At 72.9% G+C, this 20,733-nt stretch carries 16 protein-coding genes and 1 pseudogene; 10 read left to right on the forward strand and 7 right to left on the reverse strand.

Annotated features, from left to right (window positions below):
* Nucleotides 1–105: 105 nt before the first annotated feature.
* Both tsaD and MXD95_RS10645 read right to left on the reverse strand, forming a co-directional pair.
* Nucleotides 106–1,188 (reverse strand): tRNA (adenosine(37)-N6)-threonylcarbamoyltransferase complex transferase subunit TsaD, encoded by a 1,083-nt coding sequence (tsaD, locus tag MXD95_RS10640; protein ID WP_250640424.1) that lies wholly within the window; start codon nucleotides 1,186–1,188, stop codon nucleotides 106–108.
* Between the two features lie 332 nt (nucleotides 1,189–1,520).
* Complete coding sequence (locus tag MXD95_RS10645; RefSeq protein WP_250640408.1) at nucleotides 1,521–2,102, reverse strand: Fur family transcriptional regulator; 582 nt, start codon at nucleotides 2,100–2,102, stop codon at nucleotides 1,521–1,523.
* Nucleotides 2,103–2,353: 251 nt separating this feature from the next.
* On the opposite strand from MXD95_RS10645, the gene MXD95_RS10650 reads away from it, so the two are divergent.
* From MXD95_RS10650 to MXD95_RS10680, 7 genes are all read left to right on the forward strand, one after another.
* Nucleotides 2,354–3,076 (forward strand): peptide deformylase, encoded by a 723-nt coding sequence (locus tag MXD95_RS10650; protein WP_250640409.1) that lies wholly within the window; start codon nucleotides 2,354–2,356, stop codon nucleotides 3,074–3,076.
* Between the two features lie 107 nt (nucleotides 3,077–3,183).
* Nucleotides 3,184–4,170: an LLM class F420-dependent oxidoreductase gene (locus tag MXD95_RS10655; RefSeq protein WP_250640410.1), complete on the forward strand. Its 987-nt coding sequence runs from the start codon at nucleotides 3,184–3,186 to the stop codon at nucleotides 4,168–4,170.
* Nucleotides 4,171–4,385: 215 nt separating this feature from the next.
* Complete coding sequence (locus MXD95_RS10660) at nucleotides 4,386–6,068, forward strand: FAD-binding oxidoreductase (RefSeq protein ID WP_250640411.1); 1,683 nt, start codon at nucleotides 4,386–4,388, stop codon at nucleotides 6,066–6,068.
* Nucleotides 6,069–6,076: 8 nt separating this feature from the next.
* On the forward strand, nucleotides 6,077–6,892 hold the full coding sequence (gene cobF / locus MXD95_RS10665; protein ID WP_250640412.1) for a precorrin-6A synthase (deacetylating): 816 nt from the start codon (nucleotides 6,077–6,079) through the stop codon (nucleotides 6,890–6,892).
* Nucleotides 6,893–7,213: 321 nt separating this feature from the next.
* Nucleotides 7,214–8,917, forward strand: coding sequence for a GGDEF domain-containing protein (locus MXD95_RS10670; protein ID WP_250640413.1), 1,704 nt, complete (start codon nucleotides 7,214–7,216; stop codon nucleotides 8,915–8,917).
* A 175-nt stretch (nucleotides 8,918–9,092) separates the two neighbouring features.
* Nucleotides 9,093–10,586, forward strand: a complete 1,494-nt coding sequence (locus tag MXD95_RS10675) for a CoA-acylating methylmalonate-semialdehyde dehydrogenase (RefSeq protein WP_250640414.1) — start codon at nucleotides 9,093–9,095, stop codon at nucleotides 10,584–10,586.
* Between the two features lie 107 nt (nucleotides 10,587–10,693).
* Entirely contained in the window at nucleotides 10,694–11,560 is an 867-nt protein-coding gene (locus MXD95_RS10680; RefSeq protein WP_250640415.1) for an alpha/beta fold hydrolase, read from the forward strand.
* A gap of 152 nt (nucleotides 11,561–11,712) precedes the next feature.
* On the opposite strand, the gene MXD95_RS10685 is transcribed toward MXD95_RS10680, so the two are convergent.
* Complete coding sequence (locus MXD95_RS10685) at nucleotides 11,713–12,504, reverse strand: hypothetical protein (protein ID WP_250640416.1); 792 nt, start codon at nucleotides 12,502–12,504, stop codon at nucleotides 11,713–11,715.
* A gap of 469 nt (nucleotides 12,505–12,973) precedes the next feature.
* On the reverse strand, nucleotides 12,974–14,173 hold the full coding sequence (locus tag MXD95_RS10690) for a 3-hydroxyisobutyryl-CoA hydrolase (RefSeq protein WP_250640417.1): 1,200 nt from the start codon (nucleotides 14,171–14,173) through the stop codon (nucleotides 12,974–12,976).
* A 438-nt stretch (nucleotides 14,174–14,611) separates the two neighbouring features.
* Between MXD95_RS10690 and MXD95_RS10695 the strand changes: the two genes are divergently transcribed.
* From MXD95_RS10695 to MXD95_RS10705, 3 genes are all read left to right on the forward strand, one after another.
* Nucleotides 14,612–15,130: a hypothetical protein gene (locus MXD95_RS10695; RefSeq protein WP_250640418.1), complete on the forward strand. Its 519-nt coding sequence runs from the start codon at nucleotides 14,612–14,614 to the stop codon at nucleotides 15,128–15,130.
* Between the two features lie 353 nt (nucleotides 15,131–15,483).
* Nucleotides 15,484–16,857, forward strand: coding sequence for a M20/M25/M40 family metallo-hydrolase (locus tag MXD95_RS10700; RefSeq protein WP_250640419.1), 1,374 nt, complete (start codon nucleotides 15,484–15,486; stop codon nucleotides 16,855–16,857).
* Between the two features lie 130 nt (nucleotides 16,858–16,987).
* The gene (locus MXD95_RS10705; RefSeq protein WP_250640420.1) at nucleotides 16,988–17,467 is read left to right on the forward strand and encodes a hypothetical protein; all 480 of its coding nucleotides are present in this window, start codon (nucleotides 16,988–16,990) and stop codon (nucleotides 17,465–17,467) included.
* A 36-nt stretch (nucleotides 17,468–17,503) separates the two neighbouring features.
* Here MXD95_RS10705 and MXD95_RS10710 read toward each other — a convergent pair whose 3' ends face one another.
* The 3 genes and pseudogenes from MXD95_RS10710 to MXD95_RS10720 form a co-directional block, all read right to left on the reverse strand.
* Entirely contained in the window at nucleotides 17,504–17,707 is a 204-nt protein-coding gene (locus MXD95_RS10710) for a DUF5703 family protein (RefSeq protein WP_101829696.1), read from the reverse strand.
* A 162-nt stretch (nucleotides 17,708–17,869) separates the two neighbouring features.
* Nucleotides 17,870–19,369, reverse strand: a complete 1,500-nt coding sequence (locus tag MXD95_RS10715; protein ID WP_250640421.1) for a putative hexosyltransferase — start codon at nucleotides 19,367–19,369, stop codon at nucleotides 17,870–17,872.
* A 19-nt stretch (nucleotides 19,370–19,388) separates the two neighbouring features.
* Nucleotides 19,389–20,733 (reverse strand): annotated as a pseudogene (locus MXD95_RS10720) (hypothetical protein); the annotation flags it as partial.

A 20,733-nucleotide genomic window follows, 5' to 3' on the forward strand; every position in this document is an offset into this window, starting at 1 on the left:
GACGCGCGGCAGGGGCCGGTGACGCTCGTCAGGGTCCGATGGCGCGCGACGCGGAGGGACGCGCGGATGGTACGGGTACGCATACGGGCGAGTGCGGTGCGGGGTTCAGGCGGCGGAGGTGGCAAGGGAGGTGGCAAGGGCGGTGGGGCTGGCCTGCGCGCCGAGGTGGGCGCGGTCCAGGAACGCACCGGGCATGGCCGCGAGGTCGGGCGGCGACGGCGGCGCGCCGGCACGGACGAGCAGGTCACCGAGGGCGGCGATCATCACACCGTTGTCGGTGCAGCGGCGCCGGGCGGGCACCCGCAGGCGGATCCCGGCCTCGGCGCAGCGGGACGCGGCGAGCTCACGCAACCGGCTGTTCGCCGCGACCCCGCCGACGATCAGCAGATCGTCGATGCCCTGGTCGCGGCAGGCCCGGATCGCCTTGGCGGTGAGCACATCGACGACCGCCTCCTGGAACGAGGCGATCACGTCACCGGGCGGCACTCCTGAGTCCGGATGCGACTCGGCCCAGCGGGCCACCGCCGTCTTCAGCCCGGAGAAGGAGAACGTGTACGGCGCGTCGCTGCGCCCAGTCAGCGGACGGGGGAAGGCCAGCGCCGTCGGATCGTGCCCGACCGCACCCCGGTCGACCGCGGGACCACCCGGGTAGGGCAGGCCCAGCACCCGGGCGACCTTGTCGAAGCACTCGCCGGCGGCGTCGTCGAGAGTGTCGCCGAGATGGACGATCGGGTCACGGGCGAGGTCGGCGACCTGCAGCAGCGACGTGTGGCCGCCGGAGACGATCAGCGCGATCAACGGATTCGGCAGCGGCGCGCCGTCGACGACGTCGGCGGCCAAATGCCCGGCCAGATGATGCACCCCGTACAGCGGCACGCCGAGCGCGGTCGCGTAGGCCTTCGCCGCGGACACCCCGACGTGCAGCGCGGTCGCCAGCCCTGGCCCGGCGGTGACCGCCACCGCCCCGATGTCGGACGCGCGCAGTCCCGCGGACGTCAACGCGGCCCGCACGCACGGCACGATCGCCTGCACATGGGCCCGCGCCGCGATCTCGGGCACCACCCCACCGTAGCGGGCGTGCTCGTCCATGCTGGTCGACAGGGCCTCGCCGAGCAGCACGCCCTCGCGCACAAGACCGACCCCGGTCTCGTCACACGACGTCTCGATACCCAGGACGACCGGACCCATGACAACCGGGCCGGCCTCGGGCGCCGGCGGCCTCGCCCCGTCGGGGTCCGTGGAGACCGGGCATGGGGCGGACGGGCCCGTCACGACCGGTTCCTCCGCACCGGGCTCTGCTGCGCCCGCATGTCCCGCGGCCTCCTCGCTCGGCGACCCGCGCCGAACCGCACCCGAACTGACCGAACCCGTACTGCTGTATGCCTGTACTGCTGTGCGCCCGAACACTGTCCGGACCCGGACCCGCGGACATCGATCCCAGGGACATCGATCCAGGGATATCGACCGGATCGGACCCGAACTCCTGACGTCCGCGCGGGCAGGCGTGACAGCGTCCCAGCCTACGCCGGTTCGCCGGGCCGCCGCGGGTCCGCGGCGGGCGGATCGACGTTGCCGTCGAGGCAGGCGCGGCAGACTCCCGTGAGCGCGGCATGGTCGGGCTGCAGGCGGAAGCCGACAGTATGGGCAAGCCGCTCGGCGACGCCGTCGAGCAGGTCGGCGGGGACGTCCTGGATCGCGCCGCAGCGCCGGCAGCGCACGTGCAGGTGCCCGCCGCCGGTGAGCCCCGCCGCCAGGTGATAGACGACCGGCCCGTGCGCGGGGTGCACGTGGGTGACCAGGCCCAGATCCCCGAGGGTCTCCACCGCCCGGTAGACGGTGGTCCGGTGCAGCCCGGGGACGATCACGTCCGCGCGGGCCAGCACATCCTCGACGCACAGATGCTCGGTGGTCTCCGCCAGCACCCGCAACACCGCTCGGCGTGCCGGAGTGACCCGCTCGCCCAGTGCCCGCAGCCGTGCCACCCCGGCCGCCGCCGGATCCACCGTGACGGCCGAGGGATCTCGCCCAGCCGCCGCGGGATCCACCGTGACCGCCGCGGGATCCATCGGCAGTGCGGCACGACCCTCGCTGCGCGCATCCACTCCCATCACCCTACGGACCCTACGGACCCTACGGACCCTGCGGCCCCTACGGCCCCGGCCTGGACCCGTCCGGCGATCGCTGTACCTGACGGGTGCCGTGCGGCCGCGGAACGCACGGGGAGCGGAACGCACGGGGAACCGTCGCGGCCCCCGCACCCGCGGAGGGGACGCCAGCTGGGGCGAGCCCGAGGCGGTGGCCATCGGATCGTTTTCGTGTCGTAACCCAGTGTTGTTGTGACAGAGTGTCCGTCATGGCAGTGCTTCCGATCCGCGTCGTGGGCGACCCGGTGCTGCGCACCCCGGCCGCGCCCGTCACGGAGTTCGATGCGGTGCTGGCCCGCCTGATCGAGGACATGATCGACACCATGTACGCCGCTCCCGGCGTGGGGCTGGCGGCGCCGCAGGTCGGCGTGGGTCTTCGGGTCTTCGTCTACGACGTCGACTACAACCCCCACGACCCCGGCATCCCGCGCCTACCGCGGGTCGTCGTGAACCCCACGCTCGTCCTCGACCAGGACAGTGGGCCCGGCCTCGCCTCCGGCGCTGACCCCGGCGATGGCGACGACGGCGGCCAGCGCGCCGACGGTGCCGGCGACGAGCGCGCCGACGGTGTCGGGGACGACGGGGGCGCCGAGGTACAGCCGGGACCACGGGAGATGGCGGAAGGCTGCCTGTCCGTCCCGAGGCTGTATTTTCCGACGCCACGAGCATGGCGGGCGACGGTGCGCGGAGTCGACGCGACCGGCGCGCCGGTCGAGATCGACGGCCAGGGGCTCGCCGCCCGATGCTTCCAGCACGAGTGCGATCATCTTGACGGCGTGCTCTACCTGGACCGGCTCACCGGGCCGGCACGGGTGGCGGCGGTGCGGGCGTTGCGGGAACAGCCGCCGTCCTCGCCGCAGGCACCTGGCGCCGAACGGGGGGCGTCCACCGGCGACGATCCGTTGTGGGCGCTGCGACGCGCGAGCCGATGACCCGACCCTGGGAGGCATGACATCCTTACCGCCCACGGGCCGTCGGTACCGGTTGCGGACCCTCCGCTCGGGGGGCTGGCGGCGGGCGGGCTCGACGGGCGGGATCGATGAGACAGACAGGAGTGGCCGCGGTGGGCGAGATCTCCGGTGGGCCGTACAAGCGGCCGTTCCGGTTCAACATCCAGTGCTCGTCGCCGGAGCAGGTGGATGCCCGCTCGTGGGCGGCGCTCGCCCGGCGGGTGGAGGACCTCGGCTACGCGACGCTGACCGTCTCCGACCACCTCGACGAGCAGGTGGCGCCGATCGCCTCCCTCATGGCCGCCGCCGACGCCACGACCACCCTACGCATTGGGTCAATGCTGTTCAGCAATGACTATCGGCATCCGGTGGTGCTGGCGAAGGAGGCGGCGACCCTCGACGCGCTGTCGGGCGGACGGCTCGAACTCGGTCTCGGCGCCGGCTGGATGACGTCGGACTACCGCCGCGCCGGTCTCACCCTCGACCCGCCGGGTGTGCGCATCGCCCGGCTCGCCGAGGCACTCGCCGTTCTCAAGGGCATGTTCGCCGACGGTCCGCTCACCCACTCCGGCACGTACTACCAGGTGGACGGGCTCAACGGCACGCCGAAGCCGGTGCAGCGCCCCCATCCGCCGATCGTCATCGGCGGCGGCGGCCGACGGATGCTCACCCTGGCCGCCCGTGAGGCGGACATCGTGGGTCTGAACATGAACATGGCCGGCGGGGTCATCGACGCCTCCCTCGGCCCGAACGCCACCGTGGCGGCCACGCAGGAGAAGGTCGGCTGGATCCGGGACGCCGCCGGCGCCCGCTGGGACGAGCTGACCCTGCAGGTGCGCGTCCACCTGGTGGTGATCACCGACGACCGGGAGACGGTCGCCGGCCAGCTTGCCGCCGGTTTCGGCCTGACCTCCGAGCAGGCGCTGGTCACCCCGCACGCGCTGTGCGGCTCGGTCGAGGAGATCTGCGACGATCTCGTCGAACGGCGGGAACGGTTCGGCCTCAGCACCGTCGGCGTGGCCCTCGACGCGTTGGACGATCTCGCCCCCGTCGTCGCCCGCCTCGCCGGCACCTGAGCCGGGGCCCCGCCGCACCGGTCCGTTCGTCGCCACCCCGACCCCTCAACCCGGCCCCACCCCTGCACCCGGCCCCACCCCTGCACCCCGCCCCGTCCCTGCACCCCGCCCCACCCCGTCCGTGCGGTCAAGCCGTCCGGCCTCGTCCCGTCCCTGTCGTCCCGTCCCTGTCGTCCCGTCGTTCCCACCCCGTCTGTCACGTCAAGGAGTCACCGTTGGTCGAGCACATGAAGTGGTGGGGCTGGGGCCGGGAAAGCGTCTCGTTCTCCCACGCCGACAAGCCGGCCCTCGCGCCGTTCATCCGCGCGAACATCGGTCTGGACATCACCCGCCCGCCCACGCAGGCACCGGCCTTCGGTGACCTGAGGGTCGACGGCCCGGTGCTGCCGGACGGGCTACGCGACGCGCTGGTGGCCGCCGTCGGCGCCGAGCACGTCCACACCGATGCCCTCGAGCGGGTCGTGCACGCCTACGGCAAGAGCCTGCGTGACCTGGTCCGCATCCGGGCGGGTGACCTGGGACGGCTGCCCGACGCCGTCGTCTACCCGGGCGGCGAGGACGAGGTGCGCGCCGTGCTCGCCGCGGCGCTGGTCGCGGACGCCGTGGTCATCCCGTTCGGTGGCGGGTCGAACATCTCCGGCAGCCTCGAGGCCCCCCGCGGGGAGACCCGCCCGGTGCTCTCGGTCGACCTTGGCCGGCTGGACCGGGTCCTCGACATCGACACCGACGCCCGGCTGGCCCGAATCCAGGCTGGGGCGCTCGGGCCGAACCTCGAGGAACAGCTCAACGCCCAGGGCTGGACGCTCGGCCACTTCCCGGACAGCTTCAGCCACTCGACGCTGGGCGGCTGGATCGCAACCCGCTCGTCGGGCATGCAGTCGGACAAGTACGGTGACATCTCCGAGATCACCCGGGCGGTGCGGGTCGTCACCCCCGCCGGGGTGCTCGTGACCCGCGCGGTGCCGAGCCAGTCCACCGGGCCCAGCGTGCGCGAGATGATCCTCGGCAGCGAAGGGCGGCTCGGCCTCATCACCGAGGCGACCGTGCAGGTCCACCGGGTGCCCGAGGAGCGCACGATCCTCGGCTACTTCTTCCCGACCTGGGACGAGGCGCTCATCGCCATGCGGGAGATCGCCGAGAGTGAGGCCGCGCCGACCGTCACCCGCGTCGCCGACCCTGGCGAGACCCGCTTCTCGCTGGCCACGAGCAAGAAGGGCTCGCCGGTGTCGCGCCTGGTGTCCAACGGCCTCAAGCAGTATCTGGCCCGGGTGAAGCACTTCGACCTGGAACGGATGTGCCTGTCGTTCATCGGCTTCGAGGGCAGCCCCGGGCATGTGCGCATCCAGCGCAAGGTCGTCGGTGAGATCGTCAAGCGTCATGGCGGGGTGTGCGTGGGCACCAGCCCCGGCCAGCTCTACGACCAGAAGAAGTTCGACACCCCCTACATCCGCGACTTCCTGCTCGGCCAGGGCGCTCTCGCGGACGTCTCGGAGACGTCGACCAGCTGGTCGCAGCTCGCCACTCTCTACACCGGGGTGGTGGCCCGGGCCCACAAGGCGTTCGACGAGATCGGCGTCAAGGGCTGGATCATGTGCCACCTGTCGCACTCGTACCATTCCGGTGCCTGCCTGTACTTCACCTTCGCGTTCACCTCGCCGGTGGCGCTCGAGGCGCTCGAGCGGTACGACGTCGTGAAGTCCGCGGTCCAGCAGGGCTTCCTCGACCTCGGCGGCACCCTGTCGCACCACCATGCCGTCGGTACCGAGCACGCCGCCTGGCTGGGCGAGGACATCTCGCCGGCCGGGGTGTCGCTGGTCTCGGCCCTGTTCGAGGGCGTCGACCCCGGCCACAACCTCAACCCCGGCAAGATTGTCCCGTCCGGGTCGACGGCGGGCTAGGCGGGGCCGTGCGGACCCTGCTGGTCGTCGGGATCGGCGCGGGCGATCCCGACCAGCTGACCCTGCAGGCGGTGCGGGCCCTGGAGCGGGCGGATGTGTTCTTCGTGCTGGACAAGGGCCCGGCCGCCGCCGACCTGGTGGCACTTCGCCGGGAGATCCTCGACCGGCACCTCGGCGCGGGCGCCTATCGGGTCGTCGAGGCGCCGGACCCGCGCCGCGACCGCGCCCCGGCGGACGACGGCACGCCTGGCGCCGCGGATTACCCGGCCGCCGTCGACGACTGGCACGCGCGGCGCGCCGAGCTCTACGAACGGATGATCGCAAGCGAGCTGGCCGACGAGGGCTGCGGCGCGTTCCTGGTGTGGGGCGACCCGTCGCTGTATGACAGCACGCTGCGGATCCTCGAGCGGGTCGCGGCGCGCGGCCGGGTCGCCTTCGAGCACGAGGTGATCCCGGGTATCACCAGCGTGCAGGCGCTCGCCGCCCGCCACCGGCTGGTCCTCAACCGGATCGGCGCCCCGGTGACCATCACCACCGGCCGCCGCCTCGCCGAACACGGCTTCCCGCCGGACGTCGACGATGTCGTCGTCATGCTCGACGGCACCACCGCCTTTCGCGCGCTCGCCGACTCCGGCTCCGACCCCGAGCGCGGCCCGGATCTCGACATCTACTGGGGCGCCTATCTCGGCACCGACGACGAGCTGCTCATCCACGGGCGCCTCGCCGACGTCGCCGGCACCATCGCCCGCACCCGCGCCGACGCGCGGCGCCGCAAGGGCTGGATCATGGACATCTACCTGCTGCGGCGTACCCGCCGGCAGTGACCACGGCCGGCGGCCCGACCGCGTCGTTCGCATCGGTTCCGTGGCCGCCGCCTCGGGGGCTGGGGCTGCCGCCGGGGCCGCCCCGAGCATCGTCGGCGGGCCGCCCTGCGTCGAACGACGCCCGGCTGGGCATCCTTTCAGGCAGACCGCGCGGTCAGAAACCGCGTCGCCTCGGGCCGGCGATGCCACGCGGATCCGCTCACGGTCCCGGTCCGCCTGACCGCCTGTGCACCTGTGCACCTGTGCACCTGTGCACCTGACCACCTGGCCACCTGAGCGCTTGGCCACCTGAACGCCTGAATGCTTCGTCGAGGATGCGCGATGTACCGACTGCCCCGCGTCGGCGACGCCGCGGCGGCCCCGCGGCGTGCGGCCGGTGAGGGCTGGACGCCGCGACTGCTGCCGTGCGCGATCGCCGGATCCGTCCTGCTGCTCGGGGTGGGCGTCGGCCTGCTGCTGTGGTTACCGGGCCGGTCCGGCGTGCTCGGCACGGATGCCGTCTCCAGCGCCGCCGCGGGACTCTGCGCGACCGCCTGTTTCTGGACCGCGGGGCGGGTGCGACCCGAGGAGCGCCGGTGGCGGCTGCTGCTGGGGGTCACCACCAGCGGCACGATGATCGCCGGCGTCATCTTCGCGTTGACGCTGCCACCCGATGCCTCCGCCACCAGCTCGCTGTCCAGCCACTCGTTGGGCTTCTTTCTGCTCTACGGCACGGCCCTGGCCGGGTTGCTGTCGCTGCCCACCCTGCCGGTCCGCGGGCGGGAGGGCGGTGCGGGGAAGCTCGCTGCCTTCCGCTGGCCCGCCATCGTCGTGCTGGACTGTGTGTTGATCGTCGGCTCGATCACTCTGCTGGAGTGGGGGACGCTGCTGGGCACGCTGGCCAGGTCGGGCACTTCCGACTCCGCCCGGCTGGTGTTCGCGTTGCTGCACTCGATCGCCGGCCTGGTCCTGGCGGTGGCGGTCGCGCTGATCGCGAGTTTCCGCCAGCCCCGCTCCCCGCTGACTCTCGTCTTCCTCGGCACCGGCCTGCTGGGCTACGGGGTCGTCAACAACGTGTTCGTCTACCACATCGCCCTGGGGCATATCGGCCTGCCGCCGTCGCACCTGGTCGGGTTCGCCACCACCTTCCTGCTGATGTTCCTGGCCGCGCTCGTCCCGGTCGGGGCGTCCGCCTGGCATGACAGCCCCGCGCCGCCCGACCCGAGAACAATGATGATCCACGCGGCGCTGCCGTACCTGCTCCTCGGCGCGGCGGGTCTGCTGGTCGTCGGGAAGCTGCTGCGCGGCGAGCCCCTCGACCGGTTCGAGGCCTACGGCATGGTGGGGCTGCTGTCGGTGGCGCTGGTCCGGCAGATGGTCACGTTGCGGGAGAACGCCCAGTTGCTGACCGATGTACGTGAGCGTGAGCGGCAGCTGCACTACCTGGCCTTCCACGACCCGCTGACGGGTCTCGCGAACCGGGCGCTGTTCACCCGGCGGTTGCAGCGGGCGCTGCGGCGCGACGTCCGGGCCGCCGACGGCTCTGGCCGGGTCGCACCCGTGTCCGTCCTGTTCCTGGACCTCGACGAGTTCAAGCAGGTGAACGACACGTTCGGGCATGCCGTCGGCGATGAGCTCCTGAAGATCAGTGCCGAGCGGCTGCAGGCGGAGACCCGTGCGGTGGACACCGTCGCCCGGCTGGGCGGCGACGAGTTCGCCGTCCTGCTCGACGGCGGTGGCTCCGAGCGCCCCGGCCAGGTCGGCGAACGCCTAGCGGCCGCGGTGCGCCGGCCATGTCTGCTGGACGGCCGTCCCTACACTCCCCGCGCCAGCCTGGGTCTGGTCACGGTGGACCAGAACGCACTGCCCGCCAGCCCCGATCTTCTGCTGCACCAGGCGGACGTGGCGATGTACGTGGCCAAGCGAGAACGGGCGGGCCGACTCGTGGTCTACCACCCGGACCTGGCGCACCCGATCGTCCGCGCGCCCACCCCGCAGCGCCCTGAGGATCACACCCTCGGTACCGATGACTCTCGGTACCGATGACTCTCGGCGCAGGGCGCGCGCAATGGTTGCGTGCTCCACCAGGTCTGTCGCAGATTAATAAGTGTGCATTCACTCTGGACCAGGCCAGCGCTCTGGCCCAGACTGACAAGCCGGCCCGCAGACTCGGACGCAGACGCGGACCAGTCCCGGTTCACCTCTGACCCGACAGGACGACATGCAGACAATCGGACACTGGATCGACGGCAAGCCGGTCACCGGTGGCGGGCGCCTCGGCCCCGTCTTCAACCCGGCCACCGGCCAGCGCACCGCGGAGGTGACGCTGGCGACCGACGGTGAGATCGCCGATGCCGTGCGGGCCGCGTCGGCCGCCGCCGTCGACTGGTCCCGGACGTCGTTGTCCCGGCGGGCGGGGCTGCTGTTCCGCCTGCGGGAGCTGGTCAGCGCCCACCAGGAGGATCTGGCCAGGATCATCACCCGGGAGCACGGCAAGGTCCACTCCGACGCGCTCGGGGAGGTGGCCCGGGGCCTGGAGTGCGTCGAGTTCGCCTGCGGGATCCCGGCACTGCTGCGCGGGGAGTTCAGCGCCGAGGTCTCCCGCGGTATCGACGTGCACACGGTGGCCCGCCCGCTCGGCGTGGTCGCGGGCATCACCCCTTTCAACTTTCCCGTCATGGTGCCGCTGTGGATGCTGGCCAACGCCATCGCCTGCGGCAACACGTTCATCCTCAAACCCTCGGAGAAGGACCCCTCGGCCTCGCTGCTGCTGGCCGAGCTCGTCGCGCGCGCCGGCTTCCCGGACGGCGTCGTGAACGTCCTGCAGGGGGACGTCCCCGCCGTGACCGGCCTGCTGGAACATCCGGACATCGCCGCCGTGTCGTTCGTGGGCAGCACGCCGGTCGCCCGGCACATCTACGAGGCCGGCACCCGCGCCGGCAAACGGGTGCAGGCCCTCGGCGGCGCGAAGAACCACATGGTCGTGCTGCCCGACGCGGACCTCGACGCCGCCGCGAACGCCGCGATCAACGCCGGGTACGGCTCGGCGGGTGAGCGGTGCATGGCGATCTCCGTCGTCGTCGCGGTCGGGACCGTCGCGGACCCGCTGGTCGAGGCGATCGCCGCGAGGATCCCGGACGTGGTCATCGGCCCGGGGGACGACGAGGCGTCCATGATGGGCCCACTGATCACCGCCCAGCACCGCGACAAGGTGAGTTCCTACGTCACCGGCGCCGCGGACGAGGGCGCCACCGTGGTGGTCGACGGTTCCCGGGCGCCGGACTCCACCGCGGGCACCGACGGCTTCTTCCTCGGCTGCTCGCTGGTCGACCAGGTCCGCCCGGGCATGCGCGTGTACGACGACGAGATCTTCGGGCCGGTGCTGTCCGTCGTGCGGGTCGACACCTACGAACAGGCCGTCGCGCTCATCAACGCCAACCAGTACGGCAACGGGGTCGCCCTGTTCACCCGGGACGGCGGCGCGGCGCGCCAGTTCCAGCGGGACGTCCAGGTGGGCATGGTCGGGATCAACGTGCCGATTCCGGTGCCCGTCGCCTGGCACTCGTTCGGGGGCTGGAAGGCCTCCCTGTTCGGCGACTCGCCGATCTACGGCCCGGAGGGCATCCGCTTCTACACCCGGCCCCAGGTGGTCACCTCCCGGTGGCCCGACCCCACGTCCGAGGCGATCGACCTGGGCTTCCCCGTGAACCGCTGACCGCTGACCGCTGTTCTGTCCACTGCCAACTGACCTGCCGGTGGTCCGCGACCCGCAGGCCGGCTGACGTGATCCCGATGCCGATGTCGATGTGAGGATGGTGCGCTGTGGCCGTGGCGACGGTGAACGGTTTATCGATCGCGTATGAGGTCATCGGGTCGTCGGGCCGGCCCTGGGTGATCACTCCGGGCGGCCGGTTCAGCAAGGACGTCCCCGGGATCCGCCCGTTGGCCGAGGAGCTGGCCGCCGCCGGCAACCAGGTCGTCATCTGGGACCGGCCGAACACCGGTGCCTCGGACGTCTGCTTCACCGGCGAGTCCGAGTCGGCGATGCAGGCCGACGCCCTCGCCGGCCTGCTCACCGAGCTCGATCTGGCCCCCGCCGTGATCATCGGTGGTTCTGGCGGGTCCCGGGTGTCGCTACTGACCGCCGCCCGCCATCGCAAGGTCGCCGCCGGGCTCGCCCTGTGGTGGATCAGCGGCGGGGTGCACGGCCTGATGAGTATCGGTGTGCACTACTGCGGCGGCTCGTTCGAGGCGGCCTGGACGGGCGGGATGGCCGCGGTGGCCGCGCTGCCCGAGTGGTCCGAGTCGCTGGAACGCAACCCCGGCAACCGGCAGCGGATCCTGCGCCAGGACCGGGACGAGTTCCTCGCCACGATGGAACGCTGGCTCGCGGTGTACTGCCCGCGCGACGACGAGCCCGTGCCCGGCCTGTCCGCCGCCGACGCCCGCGCGCTCGACCTTCCCACCCTGGTGTTCCGTAGCGGCGCCAGCGACCGCCATCACCGGCGGGAGACCACCGAGCGGGTCGCCGAGGCCCTGCCGCACGGGCGGCTGGTCGAACCGCCGTGGCCGGACACCGAGTGGAACGACCGGCGCTCACCCGCCGAGGCCGCCAGGGGCCTGTTCGTCCGCTGGCCGCTGCTCGTCCCGCAGCTGCTCGCCTGGGCCCGCGAGTCCGGCCTCGACTGACGCCGCCCGGCCGGGCGGCGCGGGCGGTCTCCAGGTGTCGCGCCGCACCGCGAGTACGAGGCCGACCACGAGGGCGACCACCAGCGGGATCGCGATCGAGGAGCGCCGCACGATCGCGGCGACGCTGACGGCGAACAGCGCGACCGTGGCGGTCAGCAGCGCGGTGCCGAGTCGTCGTGCTCGTCGCGCGTGCTCGTCTGGTTCCGCTCGGGGCTGGGCGCGCCGGCGAGGAGGTTCTCGGCTCTGGTGCGGATGCGCACGACCAGCGGCGGCGCCGTGGCCTCCCGCCGAGCCGCCCGGACGGCCTTGCCCGGGCGGCGGCCGTAGAACCAGTGGTCCCAGGGCGAGTTCGGCCGGGCGAGGCGGACACTGCCGACCGCGGCCAGCGGAATCACGAAGACGCCCAGCAGCGCCATGCCGTACTTGCCCTTCAGCAGCGAGACGGCCACCAGCAGTGCCGCGGCGACGATGTCCGCCACCACGACCATCCGCACCGCCCATTCCTGGTGCCGGATGTCGTTGACGCCGAACGGGGAGAAACCCAGCAGGACGCAGCCCATGATCCCGGCGACGAGCAGCACCGCGTTGACCGACGCCCGCCCGGCCTGCTGCCAGTAGACGTCCTCCAGATGCAGGATCAGGGCGAACTCGTCGAGGACCAGCGCCGAGCCGATCCCGACCACCACCCCGGCGGCCTCCCGCCACGGCGCGTGCGACGGCGCCCCGACCGCCAGCAGCCCACCGCTGATCAGCAGGATCGTGCCCGGCACGACATGGTGCACATGCACCCCACCGGCGGACACGTTACGAAAGGGGCCGTGCCCCGCCCGGATCAGGCGCACGATCGTCCGCACCACCAGGAACGTCACCAGAAAGGCCACCAGGCACAGCAGCAGCGGCTCCTTTCCCGGCTCCGCGATGTTCCGATGCCACCATCCGCCCACGCCCACACCCTGGCACCCCGGGAGAGCTTCCGGCCTCCTGGATCGTCACCGTCCGCGGTGGGCGGCAGAGCAAGATTCGGCTACATAGGTCGTCGTGGGGGGCAAATCGGACACGAACACCCCCACGAGGACCTGCTTGGATCTTGGGACGGTTTGGCTCTGGGAATCCCGTCACGGAACGTGACTCGGGCGGGCCCGGTTGGGCTGGGTCCCGGGCCGGGTTGGGCTGGGCCCCGGGCTGGGTTGGGTCCCGGGCTGGGGGTTGGCTGGGTTGGGTCCCGGGTTGGGCTGGGCGGACGGTGGCGGCGCGCCTGGCCCCCGTTGGCCAGCAGGGTCACGGAAGCGGCGGCCACTGTGGCTCTGCCGGGAATCGCCGGTCAGGTTCGCGTGGGCGGCTGGCGCGGCGAGACAGGGCGCGGGTGGTGGGGGCGGGCGCTGGTAGGAGGGAAAGGGGACGCCGCGGGGATTCTTACAGGTCGTGGACCTCGCCGAGGGCTGCGGCGAGACCGAGACCGAGATCGGCGGTGGTGGGGGCGAAGAAGCGGTCGATCTCGGCGGTGCTGACGTCGGCCAGGCTGGACGGCGACCAGCGGGGGGAGCGGTCCTTGTCGACGAGGGCGGCGCGCACCCCCTCGACCAGGTCGGGGGTGGACAGCGCGGCGCTGGCCATCCGGAACTCCTGGTCGAGCGCGTCCTCGAGACACTGCATCGTCGCCGCGGCGCGCAGTGCCCGCAGCGTGGCCGCGATCGCGGTCGGCGACTTGGTGGCGACCTCGGCGCCGGCGTGGCGGGCGGCCGGCTTCACGCTGTGGGTGAGCCGGCTGACGATGCGGGTGATGTCGTCCCCGCGGTACAGGTCGTCGATCCACTCGCGCGCCCCGGCGAGCTCGCCGGGCGGCGGGGTGTGGGCGGAGAAGTCGTAGGCGGCGATCGCCTCGGCCGGATCCGCCGCCGTGCGCAGCACCTCCAGCAGCGCGGGCAGCTCGGCCGCGGGCAGGTAGTGGTCGGCGAGGCCGGCGGCGAGGGCGTCGGCGGCGCCGATGTGCCGGCCGGTGAGGGCGAGATGGGTGCCGAGCTCGCCGGGGGCGTGCGAGAGCAGCCAGGTGCCGCCCACGTCGGGCACGAACCCGATCCCGACCTCCGGCATCGCGAGCACGGAGCGTTCGGTGACGATGCGCACATCCCCGTGGGCGGACAGGCCGAGCCCGCCACCCATGACGACCCCGTCCATGATCGCGATGTATGGCTTGGGGAACCGGCGGATGCGGGCGTTGAGCCGATATTCCGCCGACCAGAACGCGAGCGCGTCCTCGGGGCTGCCGGCGAGCACGGCGGCGCGTACCGCTCGCATGTCGCCGCCGGCGCACAGGCCGCGTTCCCCGGCGCCGTCCAGCAGGACGACGGTGACGCCCGGATCGTTCGCCCAGTCCGCCAGCGCCTCGTCGAGCAGACCCACCATGGCGGTGGTCAGGGCGTTGATGGCCTTCGGCCGGTTCAGGCTGAGCCGGCCGACCTGCCCGCGGACCCCTTCCCGGCGCACCAGCACCTCCGGCTGTGGCTGCGATGTGCCGGCGCCGGCCGGTGTTCCCGCCGCGCCGGTCGTGCCCAGTGTCGTGAAACCGCTGCGCGGGGTGCCGATCGGCGAGGAGGATGCGGAAAGCGCTGACATCTCGGGCTGCCCACCCTTCGGGTCGCGGTCGTGGGACCGCGGACTTCGGGTCACGCACGACCCAGGGGCCGCGGAGGCCGGCCCGGCCGCACGGACGGATTCCGTACATCCTGACGGTCCTGGCCTCCAGATGGTAGTGATCGGTCCTCGGCGGTGAGATAGACCGCTTCCGCCCGCCTGGCACCCTGCCCGCAGGCCCGGCGGGCGGCACACCACCGGCTGGATGAGGTCGAGCCCCGCCTGGACCGGGCCGGCCGCGCCACCACGGCGAGATCGGCACCCACGAGACCGATGATCGGAAGATCGACGGACGTCCGGCGGGCTTGCCGGTCTGGGTCACCCAGGTGCCAGCGGATGCCCCTATGACCTGCGGGTATGCCAACGGGGGCGATGCCTGTCGGAGGGTGACGGCCCATCCGGGGCGGAGGGGAGACCGACGTGACCAGCTACCAGTGCCCGCGCGCCGACCTAGGCTGTGCCGCGGTCTTCACCGGCCCCGGCGACCTCGACTGGCACTTCCGGATGGCCCACGGTTACCGGCGCCTCTATCGCGTCTGGACCAGTCTGCGCCCACCCGTCCCGATCGGCGGCCGGCCCGAACGCCACGTTCCTGACGGCCTGCTTGAGGGCCCCGGCACGCCTACCCTGGCGGAGCAACGTGCTGACCGCGAACTCGCCACCCGTGGCCGTCGCCGTGGCCGTCCGGGTGGCGTTGGAAGGGGCGGCGGCGCCGATCATGGCCACACCGGCGCAAACGATGGGGGTTCTGCTGCCGCCTCCGGCACCGGCCGCCCTGGCGGCGTCGGCGGAGCCCGCGGCCCCGGCAGCGGTCCGCGGCGGCCGGGGGTGGCGGGGCCGGAGGCAGGCGTCCTCGCCGGGCTGCGCCCCTCCGCGGCCCGAGCGGCAGCCGCCATCCACCACCGGCGCCGATCCCGACACGCCCGCTCCGCCCGCTGAACCGAAACGGTGTCCGGCGGACGGTCGGCGCGCCGCGACCACCCGGCCAGCGTCACGTTCCGCAACGAAATTCCTGGAGTCAGCCCGGATCAAGATCCAAACAGGTCGCTTCGGGCGCGTTCGTGTCCTATTTACCCCCCACGACGACCTGCTTGGGCGGATCATGCCCGGCGGGCTGTCGCACGGTGCGACGACCACGGTGTCGTGACGGTCGGGATCCGGGGTCGTCGGCCGGGGGTGGTTCTCCTCGCTGCGGCGGGACGGGGCGGGAAATGTTGCTGGTGGGTTCGCGAGATGTTGCCGGGATCGTGGCGTCGTCGGCCATGCGGGTGCGTGCGGGGCAGACTGGAGCCATGTCGAGCGAGTCGTCCACACCCACCCCATCGTCCGCGATCCCTGGCCCCGGGGGACTGTCCCTGCCGGTGACGGCGCCGAACGCCGAGGCCGAGGTGGTGGAGCTCTGCGCGGAGCTGCTGCGCTTCGAGTCGGTGAACTGGGGCAACGGGGACGGGCGGGAGCGGCCGGCCGCCGAGTATGTGGCGGCCAAGCTCGCCGAGGTGGGGATAGAGCCGACCATCGTCGAGTCCGAACCAGGACGGACCAGTGTCATCGCGCGGGTCGAGGGGGCCGACCCGTCCCGGCCGCCGCTGCTCGTCCACTCGCATCTGGACGTCGTGCCGGCCGATGCCAGCCAGTGGCGGGCCGGGCCGTTCTCCGGCGAGGAGTTGGATGGCTGCCTGTGGGGGCGCGGCGCCGTCGACATGAAGGACATGGTCGCGATGACGCTGGCCACCGTCCGCGACCTGGCGCGCAGCGGGCGTAAGCCGTCCCGGGACCTGGTGGTGGCGTTCCTCGCCGACGAGGAGGCCGGCGGAGTGCTCGGTGCCAACTGGCTGGTACGCAACCAGCCGGAGCACTTCGCCGACTGCACGGAGGCGATCGGGGAGGTCGGCGGCTTCTCCTACACCGTCTCCGACGACCTGCGGCTCTATCTCATCGAGACGGCGGAGAAGGGCCTGGCGTGGATGAAGCTCACCGCCACCGGCCGCGCCGGGCACGGCTCGATGATCAGTGACGACAACGCGGTCACGGCGCTGTGCGAGGCGGTGGCCCGGCTCGGCCGCCACGAGTTCCCGCTCGTGCTCACGCCGACGGTGCGGGTGTTCCTGCGCGAGCTCGGCGACGCGCTCGGCATCGAGTTCGACCTGAACGACCTGGACGCGACCGTCGCCAAGCTCGGCCCGGTCGCCCGGATGATCGGCGCGACGCTGCGCAACACCGTCAACCCCACCCAGCTCGCCGCGGGGGAGAAGGTCAACGTCATCCCTGGGGAGGCCACCGCCTACGTCGACGGGCGTTTCCTGCCCGGCCAGCAGGACGAGTTCCTGCGCCAGCTCGACGAGATCCTCGGCCCGAACATCCGCCGCGAATGGGTCGTGTTCGACGACGCGGTCGAGACCGGCTTCGACGGCCCGCTCGTCGACGCGATGGCCGGTGCCCTGCGGGCCGAGGACCCGATCGCCCGTCCCGTCCCCTACATGCTCTCCGGCGGCACCGACGCGAAGTCGTTCTCCCGGCTGGGTATCCGCTGCTTCGGCTTCTCGCCGCTGCTGCTGCCCGCGGACCTCGATTTCTCCGGCATGTTCCACGGCGTGGACGAGCGGGTCCCGCTGGAGTCGCTGCGCTTCGGCGTCCGCGTCCTGGACCGCTTCCTCCACGCCTGCTGAAGACCGCGACGACCCGGCGCATGTCATTTGGTAACCATGTGCACTATTTGAGGCATCCTGCGTGGCAGGCGCATCGCATCTGGTCACGTTTCGTAAGGTGCTGTTCGGCGCGGTGTGACAAAATGGGGATGTGACCGACGACGCACTAGCCGCCCTCGGCCTGGGCCGACCGGCCGAGGCCGCGCGGGCCGGGCCGCCGCTCATCTACGCCTACCTGGTGCAGGTCAGCGGCGACGGAACCCGCTGGGGCGCCGACTGGACGGAGCCCTCCGGCGGCTTCGAACACGACGCGCCCGACGCGACCGAGGTCGCGTGCCGGGTGCTGCGTCGCCGTTTCCTGCAGGTCAGGGCGGACGGCGATCAGCACCGGCATCGCATGTGGTTCCGCGTGGACGTCTGGACTCTCACCACCGCCACCGTCGGCGACCACGCGAACGGGAACGGCGCCCACGCGAACGGCGGCAGCAGCGGCCAGGGCGGCCCGCCCGTCAGGGCCGATGATCTGGAGACGATCGCGCTGTCCGGCCGGCACCTGCAGTCCCGAGGTGTCCCGCCGGACACGGTCGAGATCCGCACTCCTGCCCAGGTGCGCCATGAGATCGACGGCTGAGGATGGTGCCGCCCCACCCGGGTGGCGCGAGGCGGGTCAGGTGGGCAGGTAGCCGGGCAGGCCGCCGGGTCGGCGCCTACGGCGCAGGACGGCGCGGCGGGAACCGTCCGGGAACAGCCGCAGCCGCTCCAGCTCCCAGTCCCCGAACTCGGCGTGCATCGTGAGGATCTGCACCGCGGCCCGGCGGTCCGTGCCGGGCGGCAGGTACAGCTTCTGGTATTCGAGCTCGACTCCAGCCAATGCGACCTGACCTTGTGCGACGAGCGGGCGACGGGACGAGCGGGCGACGGGATGGGCGTGCCTGGGCCGACCGGTCATGGGCGACGCAGCCGACCACCGCGCGGTCCTACCACGTTAACCGTCCCGCTACCTGTCGCAAGTGATCGCGGCGTGTTCCCGGTGTCAGGGGACGTAGGCGAGGGTGAAGGCGAGGGTGGCGTAGAGGGTCATCGCGGCGGTGCAGGCGACCAGCGCGGCGGTGAAGATCTCACGGCGGGCGGTGACGAGGGCGGCGACGAGCAGGAACGGGAAGGCGCCGTAGAGGTAGCGCTCGGCGGAGTCGAGGTTGCTGCCGGTGAGGACGGCGGCGAGCACCAGCGTGCTCCACAGCGCGTACGAGACGGGCAGCCGGCGGTACATGACGACGAGGCCGGTGATCGCCAGCAGGATCCACGGGACGTGCAGGCCGGTGCCGAGCTCGCCGTGGAAGGCGCCGCGGGCGGCATGCCACAGCACCGAGACCGGGTTGCTGGCGGCGCCGTGGCGGGCGGCGTCGCGCTGGATGGTGAAGGGCGCGAACCCGTCGCCGTAGGTGTGTGCCGACCAGACGACGTAGATCCCGGCGCCGGCCAGCGGCGCGAGGATCGCCGCCATCCGCCATCCCAGGGACTCCCCGTGCGGTCGGCCGTCCGATGGCGTGGCCTCCGACGTTGCGCCGTCCGACGGTCCGCCGTCCAGGGGCGTGGCGTCCGATGGCGTGGCGCCTGAGGGCGTGGCGGCCGGCAGCGTGGCGGCCGATCGCTGGCTCGCCGACGGCGGGGAGCCAGCCGCGGCGGCGGGCAAGGCGCCGGGCGGTGGGCCAAGGCGGCGCGCCAACGGCACGGGCAGGCCGCGGGCGGCCTCGATGGCGATCGGCACGGCGAGCAGGACGCCCAGCGGCCGGCACAGGCCGCCGAGCAGGCCCGCGGCGGCGGCGAGCTCGAAACGCCGGGTGCGGGCACCGAGGAACACCACGACCGCGAGCAACCCGGCCAGCGCCTCGGCGTACCCCATGACCAGCACGAACGCCGGCGGCGCGAGCGCGGTGAACCAGATCAGGCGAAACGTCGTGTCCTCGCCGAGGCCCTCGACGCGGGCCAGGCGGACCAGCGCGAGAGCCAGGCCCAGGGCGCACCCGTTGACGATCAGCAGCAGGATGTCGCCCGCGTGCCCGCCCGCGCCTGGAAGCTGCGCGAGGGCCCGGACCAGGGTCGGGAGCAGGGGGAAGAAACGGCGGCTGTCCGCGCCGGCGCCGCTGTAGCCGGTCTCGGCGATGGTGCGGTACCAGCCGGCGTCCCAGCCGAGCAGGCCGGTGGTCTTCAGGGTGACGTTCTGCTTACCGCTGGCCTGGTCGGCGAGGAAATGGGTCATCGCCAGCGCCGCCCCGACGACGACCCGGGCGGCCAGCCAGGCGAGTACCACCTCGCGACAGCGCCACGGGTCCGCCCGCCGACGTGGGCGGCGGGCCCGATCGGGGTGGCGCGGGTGGCGCGTCCCGGCGTGGCGTCCGCCCATCGCCGACCGGACGCTGACCGCGGCGGACTCGGCGTCAGCGGGATGGGTCCCGGGGGCGGAGGGTGGCGGGGGCTGCCAGCCGTCGACGGGAGGGACCGGGTCGGCGGAGGCGCCGCGCGCGGCGGTCATGCGGTGGGAGCCTGCGCCATCAGGACGCCCGGAAGCGCAGCAGGGCGTAGTTCTCGTACACCTTCGCGGGCAGGCCCTGCTTCATGACCTGGTCGGCGTGCGGGCGGGCCTGTGCCAGGGTGGTCTGCACCTCGGTACACAGGTTCTCGTAGGTGCGGTAGGCCCCGGAGCCGGCGAGGAACACGGTGTGCTGCGGGCCGGCCTCGGCCAGCGCGCGCCCCGCGAGCGCGCGCCCGTCAGCGTGCTCGTTGCGGTCCTCGTAGTCGACCCAGTTGACCCGGTCCGGCGGGGCGTAGGTCGGGACGACGTACACCTTGAGCCACGGCGGGACGGTGCGGGCGAGGCCCGGACCGATCTGGTCGGGGCAGATGAGCATCACGTCGCCGGGGCGGGCGAGGCGTTGCAGGATCTGCGCGGCCTCGCTGGCCTGGGTGCGTTCCCGGTGGACGTCGCTGGTGCCGGCGATCAGGCCGATGAGCGCGGCGACGGCGATGACGCCCTGGAAGATCCGCCGGTCTCCGATGATCGTGGCGCCCAGGCCCAGAACCAGCACGAACGGGACGAACGCGGTGGCGGTGTAGCGGTCGGCCCAGGCGTTGCCGACGAGCTTGCCGGCGGTGACGGCGACGAACAGCGTCCCGGTGGCGAGGAAGAACAGCGTCCGTCCTGGTTCGCGTCCCCGCAGGTCGATGAGCAGGAACCGGCCGCCGGTCGCCTGCCCGGCAAGGCCCGCGGCGGCAAGACCGGTCACGAGGAACAGCAGCAGCCGACCGAGGGTGGTCGGCCCGCCGGCCCACTGGCCGTAGGCGTGGGAGATCGCGGCGTAGCTCGCCGGCTCCCCCCAGGGGGTGCCGGTGTGCGCGAGCTGGTTGAAGAAGTTCGGCAGCCAGGGGGCGAACACCAGCCCACCGCCGACGATGCCGACCAGCCCCAGGATCGGCCCGCGTCGCACTGTCGCCGGCCCTGACGACGACGGCGCGTGAGCCCGCGACCGGTGCCTGCGCGTGCCGCCGCCCGGCCGGGTCGCAGCCGCCCTGCCTGGACCCGCCGCGCCCCCCCCGCCCGGACCCGCTGCGGTGCCGGCACCCGCGCTGGCGGACATCGCGGCACGCAGGCCCGCCCCGCTCAGTCCGGTCCCGTCGAAGCCCGTCCCATCGAAGCCCGTCCGGCCGATGCCGGCACCGTCGGCCGTGCCGGTACCGCCGACGCCCGTGGCCTGGCCGGCGCCACGGCCCGCGACGGACGAGCCCGGGTAGGTGCCGGTCGCCGGATAGACCCGGATCCCGGGCACCGCCTGCGCACCCGACGGCGGATGTGGCCCGGCGCCGGGGGGGCCCGCCGCGGGGGGCGGCGGGGGGGGCGGG

The organism is Frankia sp. AiPa1, assembly GCF_023243075.1.
Taxonomy (GTDB): domain Bacteria; phylum Actinomycetota; class Actinomycetes; order Frankiales; family Frankiaceae; genus Frankia.

Bases quoted from the DNA above. Each gene is read 5' to 3' on its own strand.
- MXD95_RS10690 (WP_250640417.1), bottom strand. From the start codon at position 14,173: ATGTCAGCGCTTTCCGCATCCTCCTCGCCGATCGGCACCCCGCGCAGC.
- tsaD (WP_250640424.1), bottom strand. From the start codon at position 1,188: ATGGGTCCGGTCGTCCTGGGTATCGAGACGTCGTGTGACGAGACCGGG.
- MXD95_RS10655 (WP_250640410.1), top strand. From the start codon at position 3,184: ATGAGACAGACAGGAGTGGCCGCGGTGGGCGAGATCTCCGGTGGGCCG.
- MXD95_RS10675 (WP_250640414.1), top strand. From the start codon at position 9,093: ATGCAGACAATCGGACACTGGATCGACGGCAAGCCGGTCACCGGTGGC.
- MXD95_RS10700 (WP_250640419.1), top strand. From the start codon at position 15,484: ATGTCGAGCGAGTCGTCCACACCCACCCCATCGTCCGCGATCCCTGGC.
- MXD95_RS10715 (WP_250640421.1), bottom strand. From the start codon at position 19,369: ATGACCGCCGCGCGCGGCGCCTCCGCCGACCCGGTCCCTCCCGTCGAC.
- MXD95_RS10650 (WP_250640409.1), top strand. From the start codon at position 2,354: ATGGCAGTGCTTCCGATCCGCGTCGTGGGCGACCCGGTGCTGCGCACC.
- MXD95_RS10670 (WP_250640413.1), top strand. From the start codon at position 7,214: ATGTACCGACTGCCCCGCGTCGGCGACGCCGCGGCGGCCCCGCGGCGT.